Origin of the sequence: Xanthocytophaga flava (genome assembly GCF_030068545.1) — a bacterium.
In the GTDB taxonomy this organism is placed as follows: domain Bacteria; phylum Bacteroidota; class Bacteroidia; order Cytophagales; family 172606-1; genus Xanthocytophaga; species Xanthocytophaga flava.
In genome coordinates this window covers 255227-279141 of the sequence record NZ_JASJOR010000005.1, presented here as the reverse complement: position 1 = coordinate 279141, position 23915 = coordinate 255227, and the positions used below count along the sequence as shown (strand labels likewise).

Genomic DNA, 23915 nt, shown 5'->3' with positions numbered 1-23915 from the left:
TTGCAGCCAGTTAAAATAAGGATAACTGAGTAGATTGTGCGTTGCCTGCTATGATCTGCCGTTTGATTTCAGCAGCATTCCAATCGCGTCGATATCCATTCCAGCCGATACAAATCAGAAAATAGCGGGCACGGTTTAAGGCAACACCAAACTGACGCAAATGATCTAAAGTCAGGTGATGAAACTTCCGACCTGCCACAATCTTCTTAGCTGATTTAACGCCAAGTCCTGGAATACGCAGAATCATCTCATAGTCAGCCCGGTTAATATCAACTGGAAACAGATGCAGGTTACGCAAAGCCCATGCGAGTTTTGGATCAACGTCTGTTTCCAGATTAGGAGCAGATGGGTTGAAAATCTCATTGACAGAGAATCCATAAAATCGCAATAGCCAATCTGTCTGATACAGACGATTTTCCCGCTGCACGGGTGGTAGGGAATGCAAGTCAGGTAATCGCTGATCCTGCTGTACGGGTACATACGCTGAATAATATACCCGTTTGAGATGAAAGTTCTTATAGAGCGAATCTGCCTGTTGCATAATCTGCCAATCTGATTCCGGACTAGCCCCTATAATCATCTGGGTACTTTGCCCGGCTGGGACAAATGCTGGCGCATGTTTGTAGAGTTGTATCTCCTGACGATTTTCTTCTATGGTATGCCGGATAAACGACATAGGTTTTACGATATCAGCCGTATTTTTCTCAGGTGCCAGCTTGACCAAACTCTGTTCGGTAGGTAACTCAACATTTACACTAAGGCGATCTGCATACAAACCAGCTTCACGTACCAGTTCGTCGCTGGCACCCGGAATGGTTTTTAGATGAATATAACCATTGAATTTGTGTTCGGTACGTAGTGTTTTGGCAATTCGTACCAACCGTTCCATGGTATAATCCGAATTCTTAAAAATACCGGAACTCAGAAAAAGGCCCTCAATATAATTACGACGATAGAAGTGCATTGTCAGGGAAACAACTTCTTCGACCGTAAAAGCAACTCGCTGTACATCATTGCTGCGTCGTGAAACACAGTAGGCACAATCATAGATACAATGGTTGGTGAGTAGTATTTTTAATAGGGAGACACAACGTCCATCTTCTGTAAAAGAATGGCATATGCCCATTCCATTGGTATTGCCAAGCCATCTCTGGGTATTCTTACGCTTGCTGCCGCTCGACGAACAGGAGACATCATACTTGGCAGAATCTGCCAGTATCTGTAGTTTCTTCAGTATTTTTTCAGACATTCCTATAGGGAATTTATGCTTTTGTATTAACACCAAAAGCTTGTTCATAGTTTACTGAAAGATAATAAAATATCACAAAAGCTGAGACAGAAGATGCAAGTATTTCCTATGTTTTTATTTATAGCATCTCATCCCTTATAGGTATATATACAACCATAAAAAAGCCCTTATCATTTCTGATAAGGGCAGTGAAGTAAATAAACATGCTTATTATTAGCGTCCGCCTTCCTGATAAGGGGTCTGTACTTTTTTAGAAGCGTCTTTATTCCGCTCTTCCCTATTGTCAGAATCTCTTTCAGTACCTTCCTCCTCATCTGTACCATTTTGTTTTTTATCGTTATTTAAGGCAGTAGGACCACTCTGGTCTTTACCACTCAGGCGTTCTTTTTCTTCGTCTGTTGGTGTAATACCATAATCACCTTTATCTCTCTGATTTTGCATATAACTAATAGTTAGGTGAGACATTTTTCAATAAAGAAGGTACTAAATCTATGCCAGCACAAGAGAATACATCAAAGGATTATAACATGACACAGATAGGAGTTTTTCTGATCAGGTATAAAAGTTTCCTTTATTTTTAAGATTCATCTTTTACTTTACTCTTCATTTATATGAAATTATCTCAAAATACCGTATTGATCACAGGAGGAGCCTCAGGCATTGGCTTTGCGTTTGCGGAACGATTTTTAAAAGCGGGTAGTCAGGTTATTATTTGTGGTCGTCGGGAAGACAAGTTACAGGAAGTACAGCAACACTATCCACAACTGATAACCAAAGTTACAGATGTAGCCAGTGAAAGTGATCGCCTGGCCCTACTGGAATGGGTAAAACAAGAGCATCCGGAAGTAAACGTGTTGGTAAACAATGCGGGTATACAACGCCGCCTTTCACTAACGAACTTACAGGAAGACTGGTCAACTACTCATAACGAACTGGCTATTAATTTGGATGCGCCTATTCATTTATCGACTTTATTTATACCTCACTTACGAACCAAAGCCAATGCTGTGATTATCAATGTCACTTCCGGGCTGGCATTTGCTGCACTGGCGAATGTACCGATCTACTGTGCGACAAAAGCAGCCTTGCATTCATTTACTCAATCACTACGTTATCAACTGGCCAAAGACACCGCAATCAATGTGATCGAAGTAGTACCACCTGCCGTAAACACAGATTTGGGAGGTATAGGCTTACATACCTTTGGTGTAAATCTTGATGAATTTGCAGACTCGATCTTTCAGCGACTAGCCACTGACGAACAAGAAATTGGCTTCGGCACATCAGAACAAATACGAAATGCGTCCCGATCTGAAATTGATGGCCGATTTAAAACAATGAATCCTTAAATACATTACTCAACAGCTTCCTGACAGAGTATTCTCATGAGTCAAGCAGATAATAGAATACTATGTGCAAATCTCATTCTTGGTAAAATATCTATATAGTTCGTCTCGATAATACAATCCTTGAGAGTGCTGACGACTAAAAACATGTATTTATTTTTTGTCCTTCTGAAAGAAATTTCCCACCATGCCTGTCACGACTTGGTGTGGTGGGAAGATCCTTTTAGGAGCACAGTGAGGGTAAAAGAGAGAGCTTTTTTCTAAAATCAAAGTTCTAGGACAAGATAAGGATATAAACCGTGCTCTCATCTAGAATGCATAATGCTGAAATACATCAATGTATAATTTTGCAATAAGGAAGCCAGGATTGTAATTCAATGAGAACAATATCTGTGACAGGATTCTGCGACAGATCAATAAACTCCAGTTGGGTTAATGTTTTTATCTCTGTTGGTAAAACATAAATATGATTGTTAGCTAAATGTAGTTTCTTTATGTGTGTGAGATACTCTATTTGTTTTGGGATAAAAGTCAGACCACAATTGGTAAGATCCAGTTCATCTATTGCAAAAACACGTTCCAGTTGTTCATAAAAATAAACTCTGAAAATACGTTCTTCAGGAAACATCCATTCAAAAAGTAAAACGATATCATCCAGAAAGAATTGTAATTCAAGGTTATGAGTCTGCGCAATAGATATACCTAGTCGCACTTCTTCTAGTTTACCGGAATGGAACAAATCATTGAGTTTGTATACATCTGGAGCTGGTCGTGGCACATGGTATAGGATTGGTTTTGTTCTTACAGTACCTTCTGCAAACCATGACTCGATCTCTGCAAAAGTTTCGTCTGATATTGGGTTTCCATACAATGGTAAACGAGAAAGCTTGGGGAATGTACGTATCGTATCAGGCAAATTAGGTAACTGATTTTCTGACAAATCCAGTTCCTGAATATTTTTCAGTATGCCAATAGCAGGAGAAATATATTGCAATTGATTCTTTTTTAGTCTCAAAGCTTCCAAAGATAACAACTCTTTAATCCAATCGTCCAGATATGTAAGCTGATTTTCAGATAAATCCAAAATCTGCAAATCCTTTAAATTCCTAATCTCCTCAGGAATATCCTTAATTGCATTATTTGGGAGACCTAATTTTTTTAATTGAGTTAATTCTGTGATCACAGATGGAAAAGAAACAAATTGATTTATCCCCAACCACAGAATCTGTAAAGCATGGAGATTGCTCATCGTAGCAGGAAGAGAATTCAGATCATTTTCTGCTATATTCAAGGAAGTAAGGTAAGTCAGATGTCTTATCTCCTCAGGTATACTTCCTATGTAATTATCTTCAACATCTAAAGTCTCTAATTTTAGTAAACTCCCAATCTCAACAGGTAAGCATAACAATCTATTTACTCCAACATTCAACTTAGTAAGTTTTGACATCTTACCGATCCATGAGGGGAAGCGCATTATCTTATTTCTAGACAGATCTAGTTCCTTCAATTGCACCAGCTTCTGAAGTTCATTTGGAAAATATTGAAATTTATTTCCATTTAAATTCAATACTTCTAATTGAGTAAGACAACCAATTTCTCTAGGTAAAGTACTAAGTTTATTGGATGGCAGATTAAGTATTTTGAGTGAACTTAGTTTTCCAATAGCAGGAGGAAGCACCAGTAAACCACATTCTTCTATTGTTAATTGCTCTAAGGATTGTAAATATGCAATCTGCAATGGAACAACAATATCTTGTTGCTTTTCTATATATAATTCTTCAAGTGTATTAATTCCATATATCTTTTCTGGTAATGTTTTTTCCGACGATTCACCAAAATAAGCCCATGGAGAGAGCCATTTGTCCAATATTTCGACATCTTCTTTAAATCTTTGTAGATCAACACATAATGCCTCTGCTATTTCTAATCCCAAATTGATGCTTTCTATCTGAGTAGACCTTACTAACCTATGTATATTTTCCTCTTCACTTTGCATATGTAAATGACTATCTAATCATTTAATGGGTGTGTTTTCGCTGTTCAGGATAATCTGCATAATTTCATCCAGTTCTCAGATTATTTTCCTTGGTAGTTTGTCCTGTATTTTTGTGTATAAACTCCTTGTAATAGCCCCCCTCGCATTCAATTGTTTGATAATAATATGGTAGAATATCCATCAGATTATTTTTAGAAAAAAACGTCGACTCTGGAAATCCTGATGGTAACCTATCTCTCAAAAGAGTATAAGCACACAAGTAGTTAGCTAAAGGAAAAGCGGCCATTCCCATTGCATTAGAATCAAACTGGTAGTGTAATCTAACTCCCGTTTCTGTTAGCCACTTCAGAGTAAAATGAAATCCTCCGGTCGATATCTTCCTGGTAAACACATAAGGCTGACAAAACATAAATTTATCTGTCCTAATCAGAGAATCATCAGGAATAGGCGCATGCAGATGATAGGAGCTATCTTTCATTTTTTGTTTTATTTCATCAACAGTGACATTCAGTGCAGATAGAGGAAAGTTCTTTTAGGAACTTTCAAGCCACTGAGTCACTATACCAATATATGATTTCTCTATATGATAGACCGTCTTCAATTGTACTTTTTTATTATTCTTCCTATAGCAATGAGCTACATAATCACCAGTCTTTTGTTGCACATATTCTATTGAATAGATAGGTGGTTCAGGAATAGCAGGGGGGGCATTTGCTCTTTGAAACTGAAGAATAATAGCAGGAACTTGTTGTGCATAAACAACACTACACAAGAGCATTCCGAAAATGACAAACAAGTACTGCATATAGAAGATTGATACTCTAATCTGTTAAGTTGAAAAAATAGTAGTAATAGGATGACTCCAATAAATTTATAAGAATCTTAGCTATTGGCAGAGAACCGAAAGAGAGTTGTTTTTTTATCTTTTTGTAATGCTTCAACATTCTCATAGTAATGCAAGCCAGCTAGCCCGGTTCCACTAGGAGCTACACTTTTTTCAGTAATAAGATAGCCGTTATCTAATTCGAAACAGCCACTATCTCCCCCCTTATACCATAAATAGTCAATAATCGTCCTATTCTGAATATATTTCAGTTTGTTCTCCAGAACTTCTACTTTATTGGGTTCATATTGTTTCTTATGGCCTTTATACCTAAAAAATTTTTCTCGTATTCTATTAAAAACGTTCTGTTTTTGCTGCGGATAGGAAGGAGTCGATTTTTGTTCTTTATTTAAATGATAAACTGGAATATCCGATAAATCCTTAAATATGCTTTGTGCCTTTGGGTCTAACTCTTTTATCCATGTGTTTCCTGTAGTGCCAGGAGGAATTTCAATTATAATTTCTTTCTCAATTTCAAGAAAACATTCCGCAGTATCCAACCACTCATCTACCAGTCCAAAAAGAATGTAAATATTGGTTATCTTTTTTCCAATCAGATTATGAATAGCAATAAAATCTTCGTCCTCTTCGCTTTGCATAAGTAATAGAATGTAGCTATTCTGTAAAATTAAGAAGACATTTACAAAAAATGTATGTTATGTATTATTTCCATTTCTTTTGTTATACTATACTCAGTATTAGATGTATATACCTCATCCTCGTTAGAATAAGGCATATACATATACATCAAGACTCTTACAGATTTATTCCACCAGCAACTTCTATCCGCTGACCGTTTATCCATTTTGCATCTTCTGTGCACAGAAAGGCAACTACACTACCAATGTCATCAGCATTACCTACTCTTCCTAGAGCAGTCTGTGATGCGAGGAAGTTTTTTGTCTGTGGGTTGTTTCGGATAGTAGCATTATTGAAGTCTGTTTCGATAGGTCCGGGAGCTACTACATTAGCCCGAATACCGCGCTGGCCGTATTCTTTGGCAATATATCGGGTAAATACTTCGATGGCTCCTTTACTAGCTGCATATACAGCATAACCGGGAACATAGAAACGAGCAGCACCAGAGGAAATAAATACCACACCTCCCTTGTTGTTCATCATGCGTAAAGCCTTTTGTGTCAGAAAAAATACGCCTTTGAAATGGATATTTACAAACTCATCAAAGGTATCCTCTGTTAACTGATCAATCGGAATAGAGGCTCCAATACCTGCATTGTTGATTAGAAAGTCAAACGTATCAGTTGACCAGATTGTGTTTAATGTTTCCTTTACCTGTTGTAGAAATCCATCAAAGGCAGATATTTGGGCAACATCGAACTGTAGCGCTACAGCCTTACCGCCTGATTGCGTTATCTCAGCCACTACCTTATCTGCTTCTGCTTTATTGGAATGGTAGGTAAGTACTACAGCTATTCCTTTGCCGGCTAGAGCCAATGCCATGTCTTTTCCAAGGCCACGGCTACCACCTGTGACCAATGCTATTTTTCGCGTTGTCATTATTTAGTTGTTTTATGTATGACAAAGGTAGTTCTTCAGACAGGGGAGCACCTAATACAATTCAAAGCAAAGCTTACGAAATTCAATCAATCCGAAATTGAGTTGGGCTTATCTGAAGATGCTTTTTAAAGAAGTTATTAAAATGCGTAGCCTCATTGAATCCCAGTGTATAGGCTATTTCTGAAACGTTCCAATGAGTACCTTTCAGAAGTATCTTGGCTTCCTGCAAAATGCGTTCGGCAATGATATCAGAGGTAGTTTTTTCGGTCGTCTCCCGCAAGGCCTTATTCAGATGATTCACATGGACAGACATCTGCCCAGCAAAATCAGCAGGGGTATGTAAGGCTACTCTTTGATTTGGGTTATCAATAGGAAACTGGCGTTCTAACAGTTCCAGAAATAGAAGAGCTATTCTCTGGGCAGCGTTGGGTTCTGTCTTTTTTATTTTTGGAGCAGGATGCATCTTCATAGCGCCAAGCAGAAGCTCAAATACCAGAATTCGTAAAGCATCGTATTTTTCCAGATAGTCTGCTACCAGTTCATCCTGCATTTTTTCATAAATAGCACATGTCTTCGCACATTCTTCGTCTGACAATTCAAAGATATGGTTGCCATCCGGTTGAAATACTTTGTAGCCTTGTGGATTGCCAAAGTGATGAAAGAATGCAGAAGTAAATACGGAAATATATCCCGTCTGCTGATCATCCAGCATTTCCATACTATAAGGGATCTGTGGACTGGAAAACAACAATGCCTGCTTTTTTATTTCTATGCTCTGATCTGCATAGTGAATCTTACGTCTACCAATGATCAGGCTCACTTTAAAGTAATCTCTGCGACTAAAAGGCAACAGGGAAACTTTTTTGCTTATGACATCTTCTATACGGAATACATTAAAATGTCCGATATCCTTTCTGAGTGTATCGGGCACCCAGTTAAATTTCTCCTGATAAAAGTCTTCCAGCGTTTGTGTCATTCTGCAATATTACGAAAATCAAAGCATGATTCTCTGCAGAATGTTTTCAAAAAACACTATTGCCAAGATACGATTTTATAAAGTAGCTTGGCAATAGGTATATTTTCAATATTTCTCTTTTAGTCATTGCCATTAATACACACAAATAGTTGTATTTTCCATCAACCAATTATCCATCTACAAGCCTCTATGCCTGTCTGTAAGAACTGTACCCATACATTTAATGGATTGTTTTGTGACCAATGTGGTCAGCAGGAAAACAATGGTCGTTTTACAGGGAAGGAACTAGCAGGAGACTTTATTGCACAGGTATTTACATTTGAACTACCTTTACTTCACACCATACAGCAGTTGCTAACCCGGCCTGGACGGTTTTGTGCAGAATATATACGAGGAAAACGCAAACCCTACACCTCTCCTATCCAGTACTTTCTGATTATGGCTGGCTTGCATTTGCTGGTTCGGGTACTCACTAAATTTGATCCTATTGCCAACCAGTACAAGGCTATGGGCACCAAACCACCTACAGACAAAGCCATTCAAAGAGGAGAATCTGTTGGACACTTTATTTCAGAAAATCTGAACAACTTCTTCTTTATCCTGGTATTTATCCTGGCATTCTTTTCCTGGCTCTTCTTTCGAAAGTCTAAGTTTACCTACACCGAAAACGTTGTCTTTGCCTTCTATGCAGCAGGTACCTATACAATTTTTCCTACTATAGCCATATTTCTAAGTTATATTCACCCTTCCCTTTATTACTGTCTGTATCTATTTACAATTGTCTATCTATCCTGGTCACTTATCGATTTTCATCAGCCAGCAAACCGTTTATTGGGTACTCTGAAAGGAGTTATTGCCTCTGTGTTGAGTTATATTGCCTATATCCTTTTTGCCAGTACCGTTGGTATGATGTATTTCCACTGGATTCGTTAAAGAGATGGGGCTGATGCATTTTGCGACCACTTTGTATCCAGAACATCCAGTAACTCTATCTCGATGGAACTCCCATTTAGAAGGATACCTTCCAAGTAGACAAAGCCATAGCGATTGTTATAGAGTGAATAGAGTTGTGTTTTGCCATACTTACAGACTCCTGTAGCTTTCACAACGGAACAGTCTATCAGACCAAATTTTGACGAAAAAGCTTTTGTCCCCTCTATCTCATAGGTCTGATCAAAATGTAAATCTTCCTTCCATACTAATGAATTAGAATCCGAATAATGCTCTCCTGCATCCAATTGATAGTCCCACTGTTTACCTGTCTGTATTGGGAGCTTTATAGATGGAAAAGGAATAAGTTCTGTCAGCTTATAGCGACCCTCTCTGGGAGGATGCATCCAAACCATTGTATCATTTTGGATCATTCCCGTTACGACAGACACTCGATCAGAATATGCCCAGGTAATTTTATCTTGAGAAGGGGCATTACTAAGCTTTTCAGCAAAAACCTGCAATGTTATAGTGTCTTTCCATAATAATCTTCCATCCTTTATTCGCCTGGTTTCAAATACAAACTTCTTATCTGGTAAATAAGTATAAGCAGGATTTTCATAACCAACTGATGATACAGGTAGAGCAGAACCCGTAGTTTTATTGCGACATGCACTATAGAAAAGAAGAAAGGGAGAGAAAAGGAAGAAGATTTTTTTAGTCAATAGTGGTATAGAGAGCTCTCTAACTATTAATGTGATTATATGTTTATCCATTAAGTTTTCATGTTACAATTATAAATATCACTACACCATCTCATGAAGACACTGTAATTTATAAAAATAGCTCTATTATTTTTCAGAATGAGTATCCTTGAAATAAGGTTACGCAAGTTACGGACGGCTACACTTGTGGTTACATCATAATAAACTGATAATGAAACGAGTAACACCAGATACACATTTTTGCCATTTTTCGCAAAAGTTCCCAGGAACTATAAAGCAATAGCTATACTCCCTTTTATATATAGTATTATATTATACTATATACACGTATATGAGAGATAAGGGTAACCCGTGTAACTACCCTTGTTTACAGAGACTTATCTGTGTAACCACAAATGTAACCAAGTGTTACCAGGTGTAACAGAGTTAAAGTTCGGGTAAGATGCGGGTAAAATTTTGGATAGACTTAACTAATTGAAAATGTAGTTAGGTAAGAAGGGTAAGAGCTCTTATATATATTTAGATAATTTGTTATAAAAAAAGTATATATAGTATACGTTTCCCATCATTTCCACCTGCAGGGGAGAGTTTTTGTCGAAAGATCCTGTCCATCTTACCTTAGCTGGTTATCAGTAAGTTAATCCCCCTGAATGTCACCCAAACCTCCCAAGCTAACCCAAAATCTTTCGTTGCAAATTCAGAAGGCGTTTTCTCATCTACAATTTTCATTTATATGCCTTTGTAACATAGTTACTCTTTTTCATTATATTGCTTATAAACCAGTATCTCACAATCTTATTACATATCTACAACTACAACTTGATTCACTTAATAACTAATTAAATGAAACAAAGACACTTATTTCTACTATCAGCTTTCCTATTTCCTTTGCTTACAACTGCTCAGATCACACTGACTAAAAAAGATAAAATACAGAAGGTAGATGCCGCTCATATCCTGGAAGTCAAAACCACTCATACATTGCTTTTGTCATGGTATGACTATAATTCTCACATACGCAAAAAAAAGTATGCAGCCTACAGTAAATATCTTGTTTCATCTGTTAACAGCTTTGAGCTAAAAAATGATAGCCTCTATATGAATGTACGATTACTTGACTCATATCAGGATACACTTACAGGTCAAAAATATACCTTGTCTGAGGCAAGAAAATATAAAGCGTACTCAATACAATCTATAAAAGCTATTCGCAGAGACACTTCCTTCCATTTTGCACTAGCGGATATTACAGAAATGCAGGTTCAAACCAAACAACCTGTAGGAGGAGGATTTGGTATTGCCGGATTGTATCTATTTTCAGCCATTTCTGCCGGAGGAGCTATTATTTCTGCCATTAATGGAAGTGAAGTAACGTATGTAATGCTGGGCATGGCAGTGGTGTGTTATGGAGCAGCAAGATATGTACAACACAGAGTACAGTGGTGGGATGATTTTAAGATACATAAGAAGAAATGGAGAATCACTGCTTCCTAATCCTATCTGCAAACTCAATTCTATCACCCAATGAAAATACTGTTCGAAACGGAAAGACTGCAACTAAGAGAGATGTGTGAAGAAGACTGGACAAATGTATTTCAGATGAATACAAGTCCCGAAGTAATGCGGCTGATAGGTGACGGAAACATAAAAACAGAGACAGAAGAAAGAACAGGCTTTACCAAAATCCTGCAAAACTACCATACGGGAACAGGCTTGGGTATCTGGGCTGTTGTAGAACGTAACAACAATCTTTTTATAGGCGCTGCTGGCATTACACCTTTGGCAGAAACAAATGAATTCCACATAGGCTATCGGCTACAAGAACACTACTGGGGACAAGGACATGCTACTGAAATAGCAAAAGGGCTGGTAGAGTACAGCTTCGTACAATTGCATCTAGACCGGATTACAGCGACAGCCAATCGGAATAACTATGCATCTATACGTGTACTGGAAAAGGCAGGCTTTCGTCTGGAAAAAACAATTATGTCAGCAAACTGGCCGATGAATTACTTTGTTCTTACTAAGCATTGAGAGTATGTTTACCCATTATCCGTATTACTCCTCTTGACTTATATCCAGATCATTAACGATTACGCTCACTATACATAGTTTCTGTATTTACCTTGCTCTCCTGACATCCCTTAACAGATGGTCTTATACATTCCTGTTATATTTCCAGAATTCTGCTTCTACATATCCTTATGGCTAACATAAAACGTATAACAGGGAGATAAGCTAAAGCAAACTCTGTTTACAGTTCATAGTTGAAATATGAAAAGCAAACTTCTCTCAGGTTGCCATACACTTCACATAACTTACTTTCCGGAACACTATTGACAGGCAAATCTATCAATGCGTTTGTCTGTATTGCAGGCAAGGTAGCAGCCTGTGTAAGTTCGTCTGTAATCACGACATAACTATGGCTTTCTATATGGTTTTTAAGCAGTCGATGGGCAACAACAACAGACTCGCCATACAGCTTAACAAACCCTCCGATTTTAAATTCACTGATCGTGCCATAATGGGCTATCATCTTTAAGGACAGGGCTGTATGTTCTATCTCCAGATGAGACAACACCTCATTAAATGCATTGCGCATTTGTTCAAACTGCTTCAGAATCATAGAGACAGAAGGAGGCGGTCCATACCTATAGAAAAGGACAGCATCCCCTTCTACTTCTGCTATTTTCATATCCAGTTCATTAGCCTGAATAATAGCAGAAAGCAAACGGTATACAATCGACTGTCCTAATCGGATATCTGTTTGGGACACAAATTCCGAATAGCCACTTATATCAGGGATTAGGATAAGCCCATCTCGTACAACCGACAATTCCGGACTATCTGAATAAAATGTACTTTGTGTAAGGGGTAAAGTTTGTATTGTCATTGAAAGAGCTTTGATTACTATATAACACACATTGTATATATCCACGTTCCATGCTGGTTGGATGGATATGACAAAGGTGAGAGAAAGAATCCAGTAAAAAGTAGCCGAACCCCGTTTGGTTGTATCCAAAAATACGAAAAATTGCCAATCACATGGCTTCTAATCAATGAGATACATATTTCAGTCCTATCACAGAGCCAATCAGCGTACAAATAAAAAATAACCGCCAGAAGTTTGCAGGATCTTTAAAGGCAATAATTCCAACCAGCACAGTACCCACTGCTCCAATCCCTGTCCATACAGCATACGCAGTACCAATGGGCAAGGTTTGTATTGCTTTCATCAGTAAGCCCAGACTAATCACCATGGATACCAGAAAGCCTCCAAACCAGTAATACATCTCAGCTCCCTCTGTCTCCTTCACTTTCCCCAAACAGGAAGCAAATACCACTTCAAACATACCTGCAACAATCAATATAATCCAATTCATAGTTTTGCTGTTTTTTCTGCAAAGGTCACAAATCGGATTGAGCAATAATTTTACAAATGATAAAAAATGCAGTGTGTTGCTTTTTGGAAGAAAAGAAAGCTACTGATTTGAACATCAGTGTAGAGTGGTAAATGTAAGAAAAATAAACTCTGTACCTTCTGTTCTCTCCTGAAAGGGTTTCTCCATCCTTACATCTCTCTCCTTTTTTGTCCTTCTGAAAGAACCTTGTGACAAATAGAGCCATGTTTCGTTTCTAAGAGAAAGAATATGCTCCAAAAGGAGAGGCCGCCGATCTTGTCACTAGTTCCTTTCAGGAGGACAACGAGGGGTTTACTTGTACTATGCTTTTCAGTTTTTGGTGTTAGATAAGAAGGTACATAACTAAATAGAAAGTAACTGGTTCGAATGTCCACCGTGCCAGAAACTTTCTTCATTTCCAGAAAAAAATGGTACAAGAAAGGGCGGTTGCTTTGAAAAACAGAAAAGAGAAAACCTTAATTTAACAAATTTGGAAAGACGCTGTTTGTATACTGAGATTTATCATGAGAACACATTATCTAAGCTCTGCCCGAATTCTGCTTAATGTAACCTGCGTGATTCCCAGATACGAAGCGATATGCCCTAGTTGTACTCTCTGCAATAAATCAGGACTGTGTTTCATCAATTCTTTATACCGCTCCAAAGCCGTTCTAAACTGTCTGGAGATAAGCCTTTCCTCTGTCTTAACCAATTCCTGTTCGGCAAACTTTCTTCCCCAATTGGCAATATGGATGTCTTCATCAAACAGGTGCCTCAGTCGTTGTGTATTGAGTTCATACAAATCGGACTTTTCCAACAGTTCTATATTTTCATATCCTTTCTGATCCGCTACATAACTTTTCATGGAAATAACCGTATCTCCTTCCTTTCCAAACCAGAACGTTATCTCCGTATTTTCCAAACTGGCATAAGCCCTGGCAATACCTTTCTGTATGAAGTAGATATTTGACTCAACCTTATCTGCTTTTAATAAAATATATCCTTTGGGATAGCTCACACTGCCAACGCTTTCTTTTAAAGCCTTCTTTGACTTTTCGGGTATTTGATAGATTTTATCCAGAATTGAGTCTATATCCATTCTGTAGCGACTTTGTGGGAATAAACAATTATTATTTCTGTGATTAACATATCAACGTTTTCGGATACTCTATCAATAATCGAAATTTGTTCCAGAATTATTACTTATCCCATGATCATGACTCGTGCTGTGATCATCATTACTAAACGAATCATACGTTGTTCCAAAATCATGAGTTGTCTCGTGATTATAAGATGTATCAAAATTAGTATTTACTTCGTGATCATGCATCATCTTATGGGTATGATCCATTTCAGAGCTATGTTGCTGGTGATCAATTGTAGGATTGTTTCCTGCCTCATCAGATATACTATTACTATGCAAAGTATCCTGTTCATTAGTGTATATTTGTACATCTAGTTGCTCTCCTGCATCTATCAGATAACTTGTTTCTGCCACATCATACTGAACAAACGTAAAATCTGCTTCGGAATTTGTGGGTGCAACTTGCTGATCCTGCGTACTTGATTTCTTCTTGCCTCGTATAAGATCAATAATTTGTTGAAGGAGACTTTTCAGCAAGCTATAAAATGAGTGATTGTTTGTATTCATATATATGGCAGTTGTTGTATCTATAACAGATCTTAAAGGCATGGGAAAATCAGCTAATTTTTCAGCATAGTTCAGAGGATTTCTTATATAGGCTTGAAATTGCTTCACTCTGCACATAGTTAGGGTCATGTTGTTGCTTTGACCTGAACTATACGCATGAAACTTTTTGCGGTGAATTCCGATCAAACACAAAACTTGCGGTTAATTCTATGCAAAAACTTTTTTGCGGTGTATTCAACGCATCGGCAACTTTGCGGTGAACTCCAGGCAAAAACTATTTTCTTCCAGATAAACCAAACCACTTCTTCCATTTGCCGTTTGCATAGAATTATACGCATGAGCCAATCATGAAACAAACTATACTCAAATAAAACCTACCTTTAAGTATGCACAAACAAACATCAATGCTCTTCCCTATAACAACTTATGCAAATCTGATAAATACACCCTATACTATGTTTATCTATAGGTTTATACCCTCAGGCTCTGCTTTCTTCTGAAGTCGATAGTCTCTTGGACTAACGCCTACATATTTTTTGAACAATTTACTCAAATGGCTTTCATCTGTAAACGCCAGTTCGTAGGCAATCTCGGATACAGTGAGGTCACTGAATTCCAATCGTGTTTGTACTAGTTTGAGTTTATACTGAATAATGTGCTGGTGAATGCTTTCACCTGTATGCTTTTTAAAATACTCTCCAATATAGGTTGGTGAAATAGCAAACTGTTCAGCCAGATGTTCACGAGTCAACAGTGTAGGATTATGAATATTGGCATGGATGTAATTAACCATCTTATTAAATACAACTGCCGAAGGCTTATTAATCACCTCTGCTGAAACCTCATTTTCTACATTCCTGACTATAATATTCAGTATAATCAGTAACGTATTCCTCAGGTTGTCCTGATAGTAAGGACTCTTTCGGGTATATTCATTGAGCATATTGCTCATCAATGCACATACCATCATACTATCATTATCATCTTTCACCAGAGGTCCTCCATATTGGTTATGGTTGTGAAAGATAAATTCCAGCTTCTGAAGCCATTCCTTCAAAATCAATTGCTCAGCGGGATTTTTCTGCTCATGAAAAAACAATTCGTTAAATCGCACAAAGCAGAATTTGGAGTGTCCTTCTACATACAACGAATGACTATCCTGAGGAGTAAGGAGGAACAGTTGGCCTTTTGGATATTCGCGGCTATGTTCATTGATCCGTTGCCGAACAGAGCCTGCCTGAATACAGAGTAATTCAAAGAAATTATGCTTGTGCGGAGGGTTCTCCCAGTCATCTACTTCAAAAACGAGCACCTCAAAAGGCTGGACAGGCTGTTCTGTTTTCATTTCTATTTGCTTACATTAACTTCCACCGAATATACAGACGATACCTCATTTCATACAAGTTACTGAGCGACGCATTGCTGTTACTTTGTATCATTAATCAACATAAACAACAACCGTATGAAACGTGTTATTAAGTCTTTAGTGGTCAGTACAATAATGCTTACCTCTTCTCTTTTTCTGTTAGGCAGCTGTAAAAACGACGACGAAAAACCAGTCAAAGAAGTTCCGTCAACCCTAACCTTTTCCAGCGACGCCCTCTATCCGGAAGGAATTGCCTATGATAGTCAGTCGCAATCATTTGTTGTAGGCTCTATCAAACAAGGAACTATAGGCACAGTAGATTTTACGGGTAAGTATACCCTACTTGTCAATGATCCTTTACTAATCTCTACATATGGAATCAAAGTGTCCGGCAACTTTGCCTATGTATGTACCGGAGATATTGGAAATGGGGCAAAGTCCAGCAGTGCTACTACAGGCAAGGTAGCCAAGGTATTAAAAATTGACCTGAGCCAGAAACGGCTTGTGCAAACTTATGACCTGAGTTCATTAGTTACCGGGTCTGTTTTTCCGAATGATTTGGCAATAGATGATGCAGAGAATATCTATGTAACTGAATCTTTTCAGGGCTTCCTTTACAAAATAGATAAGTCAGGTAAAGCCAGCATTTTCCTGGAAAACGAACTATTCAAAGGAGAAGGGTTTAACCTGAATGGAATTGTCTTCCATAAGGGAGGGTATTTACTGGTTGATAAGACCAATACAGGCAAAATCCTGAAAGTAAATCTAAGCAATAAGTCTGTCTCAGAAGTAACATTACCTGCTCCTATAGAAGGTGCTGACGGACTCACTTTAAAGGGTGAAAGCCTGTATGTGGTAGGGTATAGTTCAGGAGTGATCTCAGAACTGAAAAGTACCGATAACTGGCAAACAGCTACTCTTGTGGCTACAGATACTATTGGATACGAGGGTCCTACCGCTGCCACCATAGCCGAAGGTAAAACGTATATCCTAAATGCAAAAGTCCTGGAGATGATCAACAACCCAGCTACTGCCTCCAGCAAAACATTTACCATAAAGCGGTATCAGGCTCAGTAGAACATATGTAGTTAGAAAAACGAGTTTGAACACTTGCATCAAAGTGCTCAAATTCGTTTTCTTTCTATTTACTAAGGATACAATTATAGTTTGGACAAGCAAGGTCAGTAGTCGTTACCTTCTCTTAGACGTTGGACTAAACCTAACAGGGACTGTATAAGAAAAGCGAACAAGTTGATCATTCATCATAGCTGGCTTAAATTTTGGTACAAGTTTTAACACACGAAGTGCTTCCTCATCACAGCCATAACCTAGTCTTTTCCTAATTGTAGGATTCGAAATACTTCCATCTTTTTCAACTACAAACATAAGAAAAAGTATCTCATCAATTTTTGCATTTTTAGCTTCTTCAGGATATTGGACATTTTCTTTGAAGAAGTCATAAAGTGCTTTTAACCCTCCTGGAAATTCTGGAGGGACTGAAACTGCAACATATATAGAGGTGTCTGCATCCTCTATTTTACTTTGCCTTTGCATTTCACTAACAGTCCCCTGAGCAAAAGCAGGTGATCCCAAGAAAAACGCTCCTAGCAAAACAATTATAGATAAAAATTTTTGTTGAAACATAATTTAATAATAGTAAATAATATTGAAGATATATCACTTAGCTATCAAGGAACAACAGCCAAGATAAACCTATTAATAACATTCCATCAACAAATAGAGTCAATAAAGTGAATACAAGACAAGGAATAGTTAGAATTAACTTAATTCGCTCATTTTGAGTATTCAACACATACAAGTCAAATGGAAACACAGGAATACTTGCTACACCCAAAGCAATAAAGAAATTAAAACCTTTTGTTACTGTCATATTCTGATGTAAATCCAACGTAACAGATAGAATAACAGTCAAATAGAGCAGGAAAAGGTACAAGAATAGATAGCCTATTTTCTTATCTTCTTTAGTGACAAATGTTTGTTTTAAATACTTTATCATAGTCAAATGAATCACTATAAATAGGCTCCCCCTGTTAAAAGTAGAAAGACCATAATTCCCAAGAATATAAGAAAGGCTATGAGTAGTATCAGAGTGATAAGCATAGCAGGGACCATACTTATTTTTTTGAATCTTGCATTCTCACTTCTTGATATACCATAGCACATACTATAACCAACTATAGTATGAATAAGCAAAAACAGAAGCCACTGAGACCAGTTAAGGATAGGCACTAACTGTTTAGAGAAATACAGGAAAATACTAATTGATACAATAAAATATACCAGAAGGATACTGGATATCTTATCATATACACTGATAAAAAATTGCTTTCTATAATTCATTAGACTATTTACAATAGCTTACACTCATCTATTAATCAGAGAAGCAACTCGAAAAGTAACTTATGTAACCAGTTCCCACCTGTCCTGCCTCTCATGTCACCAACGAGATCATCAGCTGCCTGTGTCAATTGAGTAATTGCGTCCCAATTAGTGTGTTCTTCCGGACGAATTTCCATTTCGTTTTTATTCATATAACCAATACCTTTATTTACCCTTATAAACAATTCAATACACCATATCACAAATTATAGCTGTATCTATGAGTCATAATCTTGCCCTTGTTTTAATAACCAACTTTGATGAAACAGACGACTATGAATCTGTTCTGCAAAAACTCAACTTAGGCAACTATAAACGAACGGGTCAGGAAAATCTAGGTGCTGTAACCTATGATTTTTTTGATAATATCCTCTGGATAGGACATTACAATCGAGTGCTTATAGTAGTAAACGGACCTCTTGCCTTCGCCTTACAAAATACAGAAGCTTCTGTTACAGAAAAAACGTTAATCAACGTCTTTCCTCACTCAGACATTGTAAGCCTTAACTATGGTAGTACTTCAACTGCGTATAACTATGTAGTGATTCAAAATGGTAAGAAAACACGCTGGAAAAGAGGTTCTCAGGATGGTACAACAGTTGACTATGGAGAAGAACTTGATATAGAAAAAGAACTTACCGATGGCGATGTTATTTCTCCAGAAGATTTGGAAGATCTTCGTAGTGAAGTAACCAAAGAAGAAGATGTGGCTGCTATGATTGAAGGTATGCGTGGGTCTCACATATTATATACACTTTTTGAAAACTATTTACCTGGTTTGGAGTTGTATACTGACTCTGTTAGAAAGATACCCATGATTGAATTTACACGGGAATAATTCTGAAACAACTCATATTATCTTTTTTTGCTGATTAGCTGTAAGGTGTAATCAATCAGAGTGTCTCTTCCGCTTTTCAGATCGGACAGGGTCTGATAAATCTGATAATCAGGGACAAGACCATGATCTCTCGGTAAGTTTTTGGTGTTTGAGGAATTAGAAAAAGTATTTGCATCTTGCCCAATAGCGGTTTGAGTCACAGAAAGTCTGTATAAACAAAGTGGAATGGTAAGTTCAAAATCACTATTTAGTAAGTGTACCGAAATATACTCACCGCTAGTATTGCCGTAATAATTCCCCCCACTTTCCTGGCCAATGAAAACCGTCTGGCGGTTCTGATCCAGTAAGGTAATAAATTCACTGGCACCAGAAAAAACCCTACCACCAATCAAAACATAGACATTCCCTTTGAAGGTAGGCTTGTGTAACTTAGTGGGTTTGAAAAAACCATCTTTGCGAGTGTATACATGGTTGGAATCAAGGGAGAACTCGTTCTGAAGAGATTTACGAAATTTTCTTGCTTTCCTGCCATTGGCAAGATATGTATACTCAAGAAAGGAATAATCAGGGGGATTGATACTAACAGATTGATATTTTCGATAGGGTTTATCTACCAGATAAGAAAGCAGCAGGTCTTCATTGCCTTCATCTCCACCTGTATTTTGCCTGATATCCAACACCAGCGAAGAAATGTTGTTGCTGGCTAGTTTGTCAAAGGAATCTTTTAAAAACTGTTTGAGTCGAATGTTTTGTTTTCTCAGTTCCTCATTGTCAAAACTAGTGATGGTCAGAATGGCCGTCTTTTTATCTTTCAGTAAGTTAAGGCAGGTCTGATTTGTATGATGATTACTGGGACTAGTATGGTTGATATTTGCCACCTTTTTATCTCCTGTTTGCCTATAAAATAAGGAAAGAGATACTCGATTTTTGTAGTTTTCAATTACTGTTTGTTTACTGACAGATGCAATTCTACAATGAGTCAACTTGGTTCCTCTGATGTGAACAGGCTCAGTAAAAAAAATAGAGTCAGAATAAAGAGTACGGCTTGTAGATTGCATGTGTGCAGAGTCGCTTTGTCTAAAAAATCTACCTGAAGAGTCTATATGTTCCTCCTGGACCTGCTCACCAAGAATTAAATCAAATTGCCTGGACTTTTCGACAAAGAGCAGATAATACAGATAGAAATGATCTTCCAAATAGGTATCCGGAAGCGTTTTGTTATTTCCATCTGTAGTAACAAGTGAGGCTAGCCTTGTTAAGAGACTGGCGACACTTCTTCCATTAATAGATACAATTTCAGCTCCCAATAGATTCTTACCATCGATCTTGAATGCCAAATCAATCCATGCCCGTCCTTCAATGATCTTTATGGGAAAAGGAAAAAAGGTTTCCGTTTGGTTAATACTTTGCATTTGGTTTTCACTGATTCCAATACTTGTGTGTCCGCAACGGATCGAGGCAACCAGTCTGGAAAGAGCTTCTAAAAAAGAAGTCAAGGATATTTTGTCTGGCAGTGAATGTTCCAGTTGTGTAGTCTGACTCTCAAAATCCTGAATAGATTGATATAGGTTCAATCCAGGATGAGCCTGAAGTAAAGCTGTTTTAAGGATTTTAAGATCTAGTTTAGCCTCTTGTTTTGTTAAGGAATCCTTGAAATACGATCTTTCTGGCAAATGGGGACTTATGATACCCGTTTGTGGAGAGGCCAATGAAGTAAGTACCTTAAAAAAACAGAAAAAAAACAAACAAAACTTTTGTTTCAACATCGTATGTGCATCAATGTCTTTGTCTTGTGAGTTAACTCTTCGGATATAGTACCCATGATTGAGTTTACTCAGGAATAATACTAAAACTATTACACAGAAACAAAATAGTTTATTACCGAATTAGATTCTCTTTCGTTTGATTGTTTTAATTGGGTAATAAACTATCGCTCAATTCTATCTGATAGTTTTACGACATAGCATTCTTTGTACAAAAGACAAAGAATGCTATGTCGTAATGAAAACCCTGAGGTATTTTTAGAGATGTCTTGTCTGGTAGCTTCTTACTAGAAAACTGGTGAGCCCCAATACAAAGCTTATCACCAGTAAATGTCCTGTATAGAGAGGTAAGTTATCATGAGCTACAGCCCCTAAATAATCCAGCATGGGGACTTTGTTTATAATGGCATAGGTAAGGACAAAGAATAAAATCTCAAATAACTTTTTGCCTCCACTTACTATTCCCAGACAAACTGATAACAAAACAATCAATACAGCCCCGACAAGAATAGTACTAATGGCATACACATCCTTGGCCATCAGGTAGCGTCCAATAACAGGCAGGGCTAAACTTATTGCCAGGATAATGCCAGCCAGCATCTGAGCAGGCAACATACGCTGTAATGGTTTATAAGAAGAATACGTAAAGTAATGCAATCGATTGGTTTTCTCTTTTGTGGCTAAGTCAGACCATCTGTTTACCTGCAAAAACCATATAATAGGCAGCAAAATAGAATGACTCATCTCCAGTGGGACAAATAACATACTAATCCATAGTCCTCCAATCAGGAGCCAGAGCCATCGGTTCCCCTTTCTGAGTAATAACAGTAATTCTGTTTTTATAAACTGTATAATGCTATAATTTGTCACCAATGCGGGCAATGAAGCTCTGTTAATGGTAACAGGAACAATGTCAGTGGAATCTGTTGAAGGCAGGTGACTAAACATTTTCTTTTTTGCAGCTACTTGCCGGAAATCAAACCGATGGAAGAAAAAAGAAGACACATAAACCAATCCAAGGCTCAACCCCATCCACACCAAACGACTCAGTAAAAAAATAGAAGTCCAATGCACTCCGTCCCAGGTAAACGTCTGGAAAGGCTTTTTATGTTTGGAAAAGATGAACCCAAATGAAATATCATCAACTCGTGTATGGAACTGGGTATCTACCGTCTCCCGAATACTGGTAAGCACAAATTTAAGGCCGAATGGATCAATAACATATGTCAGAGAATTATTGGATTGATTTTGCGTGTTTGTCATTATCATACTAAACAAGAAAAAAAACACCAGATATTGTATCCACACATGTTTCCGGAAAAACACTTCCCCTGCCACAGCAAGTCCTGATATGACAAACACAGCAGGTATCGGAAAAAACAGATAAGGCAAGATGAAGTTTGAAAAGATAAAGGACTGATCGATTGTGCGCAGAAAAAACATTCCTATACTCACTACAAAGGTGCACCCCGTAATGGTAAGCAAGACGATGAAATTACTCAACATTTTACTTAGCAGATAACCAAAATTGGTAATAGGAGTAGTCGCAATAATTAATCCTACCTCTGTCTCAATATCCTTTTTAATACCACTGTTTACCAGAAAGTAGCCATACAAAGATAGCATAACCGAAGTCATTATAGCTGACACATAACCAACCCAGGCAGCATTATAGATAGGTTTGTACCCTACCATGTTCAATGTAGTATAAGAAGCAGTGGGTTCGGGCACAAAGGAGTAGGCAACATAAATAGTTACTGCCAGTGTAATCAGAAAAGCATAACTACGGGTGCGTTGCAGATAGTCAGCTTTTAAAATGCTATATAGGTATCTCACAGGCTTATTTGGTATTTGGGGTTAAAAACAAATAAGCATCTTCCAACGTAGCAGTTACAGGCGTGGAGTTTGGAGCTACCTCAGCATGTTGACACAAATAACGTACTCTGGTATACTCATTTTGCCGACTCGTACTAATGACCTGATATTTCAGTTTAAAATCAGACAAAGCTGACTTGTCTATTAGCACCTCAAATATTTTCCCCTCTGCATGTTTGATAATATCAGGAAGAAAACCTTTTGTAATCAATCTACCACTCTGCATAACAGCAACCTGATCAGCAATCGTTTCGATGTCTGACACGATATGAGAAGAAAGAATGATAATACAATCTGAAGCCAGGTCGGTAAGCAGGTGCCGAAACCGTACCCTTTCTTCCGGGTCCAGTCCAACTGTAGGTTCATCTAATATGAGCACCTTAGGATCATTCAATAATGCTTGTGCGATGCCTATTCGCTGTTTCATTCCACCTGAGTAACTCCCAATAGGTCGTTTCGCATCAGCAGTTAAGTTCACGCCATCCAGCAATATATCAATCCGTTTTCGTAAGTCAGCACCTCCCACACCCTTCATTGCTGCGATATATTCCAGAAACTCATAGGCATTCAGATTGGGATATACCCCAAAATCCTGTGGAAGGTAGCCTAGAATCTTACGGATATAATTGGGATTGTTCACTATATCTTCACCATCCAGAAATAGAGTGCCTTTGGTAGGTTTGCTGATGGTAGCAATAATTTTCATCAAGGTTGACTTACCAGCCCCATTAGGTCCCAATAGCCCTAAAATGCCTTTGTCAATGGTAATAGAATAATCGATTAATCCTGCTTTCTGTTTAGTGTATTGTTTGGTAAGGTCTTTAATTACTAGAGTCATCGTATTTATTTTGCAGACGGGTAGCGAAAGAGTAAGGTACAGCAAATATGAATGAAAATTAACTATCTTTTAAAACTTCAACAGGATATGTTTAGCAAAAGGAATATCTTTTTGTGGTCATATCTGTACTTATACTTCAGTAAAGAGTAACCGTACATAG

The 23915-nt window shown here is 37.8% G+C and carries 26 protein-coding genes; 6 read left to right on the top strand and 20 right to left on the bottom strand.

What is annotated here, in order from left to right; all coding sequences use genetic code 11:
- Window positions 1–10 precede the first annotated feature (10 nt).
- Together QNI15_RS10265 and QNI15_RS10260 are read right to left on the bottom strand one after the other, a co-directional pair.
- Window positions 11–1249 carry a putative DNA modification/repair radical SAM protein gene (locus tag QNI15_RS10265; protein ID WP_314031713.1) on the bottom strand — a complete coding sequence of 413 codons (1239 nt, stop codon included), beginning with the start codon at window positions 1247–1249 and terminating at the stop codon, window positions 11–13.
- A gap of 213 nt (window positions 1250–1462) precedes the next feature.
- Window positions 1463–1690 carry a hypothetical protein gene (locus QNI15_RS10260; protein ID WP_314031657.1) on the bottom strand — a complete coding sequence of 76 codons (228 nt, stop codon included), beginning with the start codon at window positions 1688–1690 and terminating at the stop codon, window positions 1463–1465.
- Between the two features lie 170 nt (window positions 1691–1860).
- On the opposite strand from QNI15_RS10260, the gene QNI15_RS10255 reads away from it, so the two are divergent.
- The gene (locus QNI15_RS10255) at window positions 1861–2598 is read left to right on the top strand and encodes an SDR family oxidoreductase (protein ID WP_313997877.1); all 738 of its coding nucleotides are present in this window, start codon (window positions 1861–1863) and stop codon (window positions 2596–2598) included.
- 331 nt (window positions 2599–2929) lie between these two features.
- Here QNI15_RS10255 and QNI15_RS10250 read toward each other — a convergent pair whose 3' ends face one another.
- From QNI15_RS10250 to QNI15_RS10225, 6 genes are all read right to left on the bottom strand, one after another.
- Window positions 2930–4591 carry a leucine-rich repeat domain-containing protein gene (locus tag QNI15_RS10250; protein ID WP_313997875.1) on the bottom strand — a complete coding sequence of 554 codons (1662 nt, stop codon included), beginning with the start codon at window positions 4589–4591 and terminating at the stop codon, window positions 2930–2932.
- Between the two features lie 64 nt (window positions 4592–4655).
- Window positions 4656–5069, bottom strand: a complete 414-nt coding sequence (locus QNI15_RS10245) for a hypothetical protein (protein ID WP_314031656.1) — start codon at window positions 5067–5069, stop codon at window positions 4656–4658.
- A gap of 54 nt (window positions 5070–5123) precedes the next feature.
- Window positions 5124–5396: a hypothetical protein gene (locus tag QNI15_RS10240; protein WP_313997871.1), complete on the bottom strand. Its 273-nt coding sequence runs from the start codon at window positions 5394–5396 to the stop codon at window positions 5124–5126.
- 77 nt (window positions 5397–5473) lie between these two features.
- Entirely contained in the window at window positions 5474–6073 is a 600-nt protein-coding gene (locus tag QNI15_RS10235) for a hypothetical protein (RefSeq protein WP_314031655.1), read from the bottom strand.
- A 157-nt stretch (window positions 6074–6230) separates the two neighbouring features.
- A complete protein-coding gene (locus QNI15_RS10230) occupies window positions 6231–6992 on the bottom strand; it encodes an SDR family NAD(P)-dependent oxidoreductase (protein WP_314031654.1) in 762 nt (253 codons plus the stop codon).
- Between the two features lie 82 nt (window positions 6993–7074).
- Complete coding sequence (locus QNI15_RS10225; RefSeq protein WP_313997864.1) at window positions 7075–7968, bottom strand: helix-turn-helix domain-containing protein; 894 nt, start codon at window positions 7966–7968, stop codon at window positions 7075–7077.
- A gap of 189 nt (window positions 7969–8157) precedes the next feature.
- On the opposite strand from QNI15_RS10225, the gene QNI15_RS10220 reads away from it, so the two are divergent.
- A complete protein-coding gene (locus QNI15_RS10220) occupies window positions 8158–8901 on the top strand; it encodes a DUF3667 domain-containing protein (protein ID WP_313997862.1) in 744 nt (247 codons plus the stop codon).
- On the opposite strand, the gene QNI15_RS10215 is transcribed toward QNI15_RS10220, so the two are convergent.
- Window positions 8898–9674 (bottom strand): hypothetical protein, encoded by a 777-nt coding sequence (locus tag QNI15_RS10215; protein ID WP_313997860.1) that lies wholly within the window; start codon window positions 9672–9674, stop codon window positions 8898–8900. The two genes, QNI15_RS10220 and QNI15_RS10215, sit on opposite strands and share 4 nt — an antisense overlap.
- Window positions 9675–10466: 792 nt before the next feature.
- Between QNI15_RS10215 and QNI15_RS10210 the strand changes: the two genes are divergently transcribed.
- A complete protein-coding gene (locus QNI15_RS10210; RefSeq protein WP_313997858.1) occupies window positions 10467–11117 on the top strand; it encodes a hypothetical protein in 651 nt (216 codons plus the stop codon).
- A 30-nt stretch (window positions 11118–11147) separates the two neighbouring features.
- The gene (locus tag QNI15_RS10205) at window positions 11148–11657 is read left to right on the top strand and encodes a GNAT family N-acetyltransferase (RefSeq protein WP_313997856.1); all 510 of its coding nucleotides are present in this window, start codon (window positions 11148–11150) and stop codon (window positions 11655–11657) included.
- Between the two features lie 220 nt (window positions 11658–11877).
- On the opposite strand, the gene QNI15_RS10200 is transcribed toward QNI15_RS10205, so the two are convergent.
- The 5 genes from QNI15_RS10200 to QNI15_RS10180 form a co-directional block, all read right to left on the bottom strand.
- The gene (locus QNI15_RS10200; RefSeq protein WP_314031653.1) at window positions 11878–12516 is read right to left on the bottom strand and encodes a DUF2652 domain-containing protein; all 639 of its coding nucleotides are present in this window, start codon (window positions 12514–12516) and stop codon (window positions 11878–11880) included.
- Between the two features lie 163 nt (window positions 12517–12679).
- The gene (locus QNI15_RS10195) at window positions 12680–13006 is read right to left on the bottom strand and encodes a DMT family transporter (RefSeq protein ID WP_313997852.1); all 327 of its coding nucleotides are present in this window, start codon (window positions 13004–13006) and stop codon (window positions 12680–12682) included.
- 553 nt (window positions 13007–13559) lie between these two features.
- Window positions 13560–14123, bottom strand: coding sequence for a Crp/Fnr family transcriptional regulator (locus QNI15_RS10190; protein WP_313997850.1), 564 nt, complete (start codon window positions 14121–14123; stop codon window positions 13560–13562).
- Between the two features lie 72 nt (window positions 14124–14195).
- The gene (locus QNI15_RS10185) at window positions 14196–14675 is read right to left on the bottom strand and encodes a hypothetical protein (protein ID WP_313997847.1); all 480 of its coding nucleotides are present in this window, start codon (window positions 14673–14675) and stop codon (window positions 14196–14198) included.
- Window positions 14676–15138: 463 nt separating this feature from the next.
- A complete protein-coding gene (locus QNI15_RS10180) occupies window positions 15139–16020 on the bottom strand; it encodes an AraC family transcriptional regulator (RefSeq protein ID WP_314031652.1) in 882 nt (293 codons plus the stop codon).
- A 117-nt stretch (window positions 16021–16137) separates the two neighbouring features.
- Here QNI15_RS10180 and QNI15_RS10175 point away from each other — a divergent pair, with 117 nt between their 5' ends.
- The gene (locus QNI15_RS10175; protein WP_314031651.1) at window positions 16138–17118 is read left to right on the top strand and encodes a hypothetical protein; all 981 of its coding nucleotides are present in this window, start codon (window positions 16138–16140) and stop codon (window positions 17116–17118) included.
- Window positions 17119–17232: 114 nt separating this feature from the next.
- On the opposite strand, the gene QNI15_RS10170 is transcribed toward QNI15_RS10175, so the two are convergent.
- The 3 genes from QNI15_RS10170 to QNI15_RS10160 form a co-directional block, all read right to left on the bottom strand.
- Window positions 17233–17685: an energy transducer TonB gene (locus QNI15_RS10170; protein WP_314031649.1), complete on the bottom strand. Its 453-nt coding sequence runs from the start codon at window positions 17683–17685 to the stop codon at window positions 17233–17235.
- 37 nt (window positions 17686–17722) lie between these two features.
- A complete protein-coding gene (locus QNI15_RS10165) occupies window positions 17723–18058 on the bottom strand; it encodes a hypothetical protein (RefSeq protein ID WP_313997839.1) in 336 nt (111 codons plus the stop codon).
- A 379-nt stretch (window positions 18059–18437) separates the two neighbouring features.
- Entirely contained in the window at window positions 18438–18644 is a 207-nt protein-coding gene (locus tag QNI15_RS10160) for a hypothetical protein (protein ID WP_313997837.1), read from the bottom strand.
- A gap of 17 nt (window positions 18645–18661) precedes the next feature.
- Here QNI15_RS10160 and QNI15_RS10155 point away from each other — a divergent pair, with 17 nt between their 5' ends.
- A complete protein-coding gene (locus QNI15_RS10155) occupies window positions 18662–19279 on the top strand; it encodes a hypothetical protein (protein WP_313997835.1) in 618 nt (205 codons plus the stop codon).
- 17 nt (window positions 19280–19296) lie between these two features.
- On the opposite strand, the gene QNI15_RS10150 is transcribed toward QNI15_RS10155, so the two are convergent.
- The 3 genes from QNI15_RS10150 to QNI15_RS10140 all read right to left on the bottom strand — a co-directional run bounded on the left by QNI15_RS10150 (window position 19297) and on the right by QNI15_RS10140 (window position 23755).
- Entirely contained in the window at window positions 19297–21024 is a 1728-nt protein-coding gene (locus QNI15_RS10150) for a S41 family peptidase (RefSeq protein WP_314031648.1), read from the bottom strand.
- Between the two features lie 276 nt (window positions 21025–21300).
- Complete coding sequence (locus QNI15_RS10145) at window positions 21301–22878, bottom strand: hypothetical protein (protein WP_313997831.1); 1578 nt, start codon at window positions 22876–22878, stop codon at window positions 21301–21303.
- 4 nt (window positions 22879–22882) lie between these two features.
- A complete protein-coding gene (locus QNI15_RS10140) occupies window positions 22883–23755 on the bottom strand; it encodes an ABC transporter ATP-binding protein (RefSeq protein ID WP_313997829.1) in 873 nt (290 codons plus the stop codon).
- Window positions 23756–23915: the final 160 nt, after the last annotated feature.

What these genes read in the sequence shown, in the direction of transcription:
- QNI15_RS10265 (WP_314031713.1), bottom strand. Translation starts at nt 1,249, where the DNA reads ATGTCTGAAAAAATACTGAAGAAACTACAGATACTGGCAGATTCTGCC.
- QNI15_RS10260 (WP_314031657.1), bottom strand. Translation starts at nt 1,690, where the DNA reads ATGCAAAATCAGAGAGATAAAGGTGATTATGGTATTACACCAACAGAC.
- QNI15_RS10255 (WP_313997877.1), top strand. Translation starts at nt 1,861, where the DNA reads ATGAAATTATCTCAAAATACCGTATTGATCACAGGAGGAGCCTCAGGC.
- QNI15_RS10250 (WP_313997875.1), bottom strand. Translation starts at nt 4,591, where the DNA reads ATGCAAAGTGAAGAGGAAAATATACATAGGTTAGTAAGGTCTACTCAG.
- QNI15_RS10245 (WP_314031656.1), bottom strand. Translation starts at nt 5,069, where the DNA reads ATGAAAGATAGCTCCTATCATCTGCATGCGCCTATTCCTGATGATTCT.
- QNI15_RS10240 (WP_313997871.1), bottom strand. Translation starts at nt 5,396, where the DNA reads ATGCAGTACTTGTTTGTCATTTTCGGAATGCTCTTGTGTAGTGTTGTT.
- QNI15_RS10235 (WP_314031655.1), bottom strand. Translation starts at nt 6,073, where the DNA reads ATGCAAAGCGAAGAGGACGAAGATTTTATTGCTATTCATAATCTGATT.
- QNI15_RS10230 (WP_314031654.1), bottom strand. Translation starts at nt 6,992, where the DNA reads ATGACAACGCGAAAAATAGCATTGGTCACAGGTGGTAGCCGTGGCCTT.
- QNI15_RS10225 (WP_313997864.1), bottom strand. Translation starts at nt 7,968, where the DNA reads ATGACACAAACGCTGGAAGACTTTTATCAGGAGAAATTTAACTGGGTG.
- QNI15_RS10220 (WP_313997862.1), top strand. Translation starts at nt 8,158, where the DNA reads ATGCCTGTCTGTAAGAACTGTACCCATACATTTAATGGATTGTTTTGT.
- QNI15_RS10215 (WP_313997860.1), bottom strand. Translation starts at nt 9,674, where the DNA reads ATGGATAAACATATAATCACATTAATAGTTAGAGAGCTCTCTATACCA.
- QNI15_RS10210 (WP_313997858.1), top strand. Translation starts at nt 10,467, where the DNA reads ATGAAACAAAGACACTTATTTCTACTATCAGCTTTCCTATTTCCTTTG.
- QNI15_RS10205 (WP_313997856.1), top strand. Translation starts at nt 11,148, where the DNA reads ATGAAAATACTGTTCGAAACGGAAAGACTGCAACTAAGAGAGATGTGT.
- QNI15_RS10200 (WP_314031653.1), bottom strand. Translation starts at nt 12,516, where the DNA reads ATGACAATACAAACTTTACCCCTTACACAAAGTACATTTTATTCAGAT.
- QNI15_RS10195 (WP_313997852.1), bottom strand. Translation starts at nt 13,006, where the DNA reads ATGAATTGGATTATATTGATTGTTGCAGGTATGTTTGAAGTGGTATTT.
- QNI15_RS10190 (WP_313997850.1), bottom strand. Translation starts at nt 14,123, where the DNA reads ATGGATATAGACTCAATTCTGGATAAAATCTATCAAATACCCGAAAAG.
- QNI15_RS10185 (WP_313997847.1), bottom strand. Translation starts at nt 14,675, where the DNA reads ATGAATACAAACAATCACTCATTTTATAGCTTGCTGAAAAGTCTCCTT.
- QNI15_RS10180 (WP_314031652.1), bottom strand. Translation starts at nt 16,020, where the DNA reads ATGAAAACAGAACAGCCTGTCCAGCCTTTTGAGGTGCTCGTTTTTGAA.
- QNI15_RS10175 (WP_314031651.1), top strand. Translation starts at nt 16,138, where the DNA reads ATGAAACGTGTTATTAAGTCTTTAGTGGTCAGTACAATAATGCTTACC.
- QNI15_RS10170 (WP_314031649.1), bottom strand. Translation starts at nt 17,685, where the DNA reads ATGTTTCAACAAAAATTTTTATCTATAATTGTTTTGCTAGGAGCGTTT.
- QNI15_RS10165 (WP_313997839.1), bottom strand. Translation starts at nt 18,058, where the DNA reads ATGATAAAGTATTTAAAACAAACATTTGTCACTAAAGAAGATAAGAAA.
- QNI15_RS10155 (WP_313997835.1), top strand. Translation starts at nt 18,662, where the DNA reads ATGAGTCATAATCTTGCCCTTGTTTTAATAACCAACTTTGATGAAACA.
- QNI15_RS10140 (WP_313997829.1), bottom strand. Translation starts at nt 23,755, where the DNA reads ATGACTCTAGTAATTAAAGACCTTACCAAACAATACACTAAACAGAAA.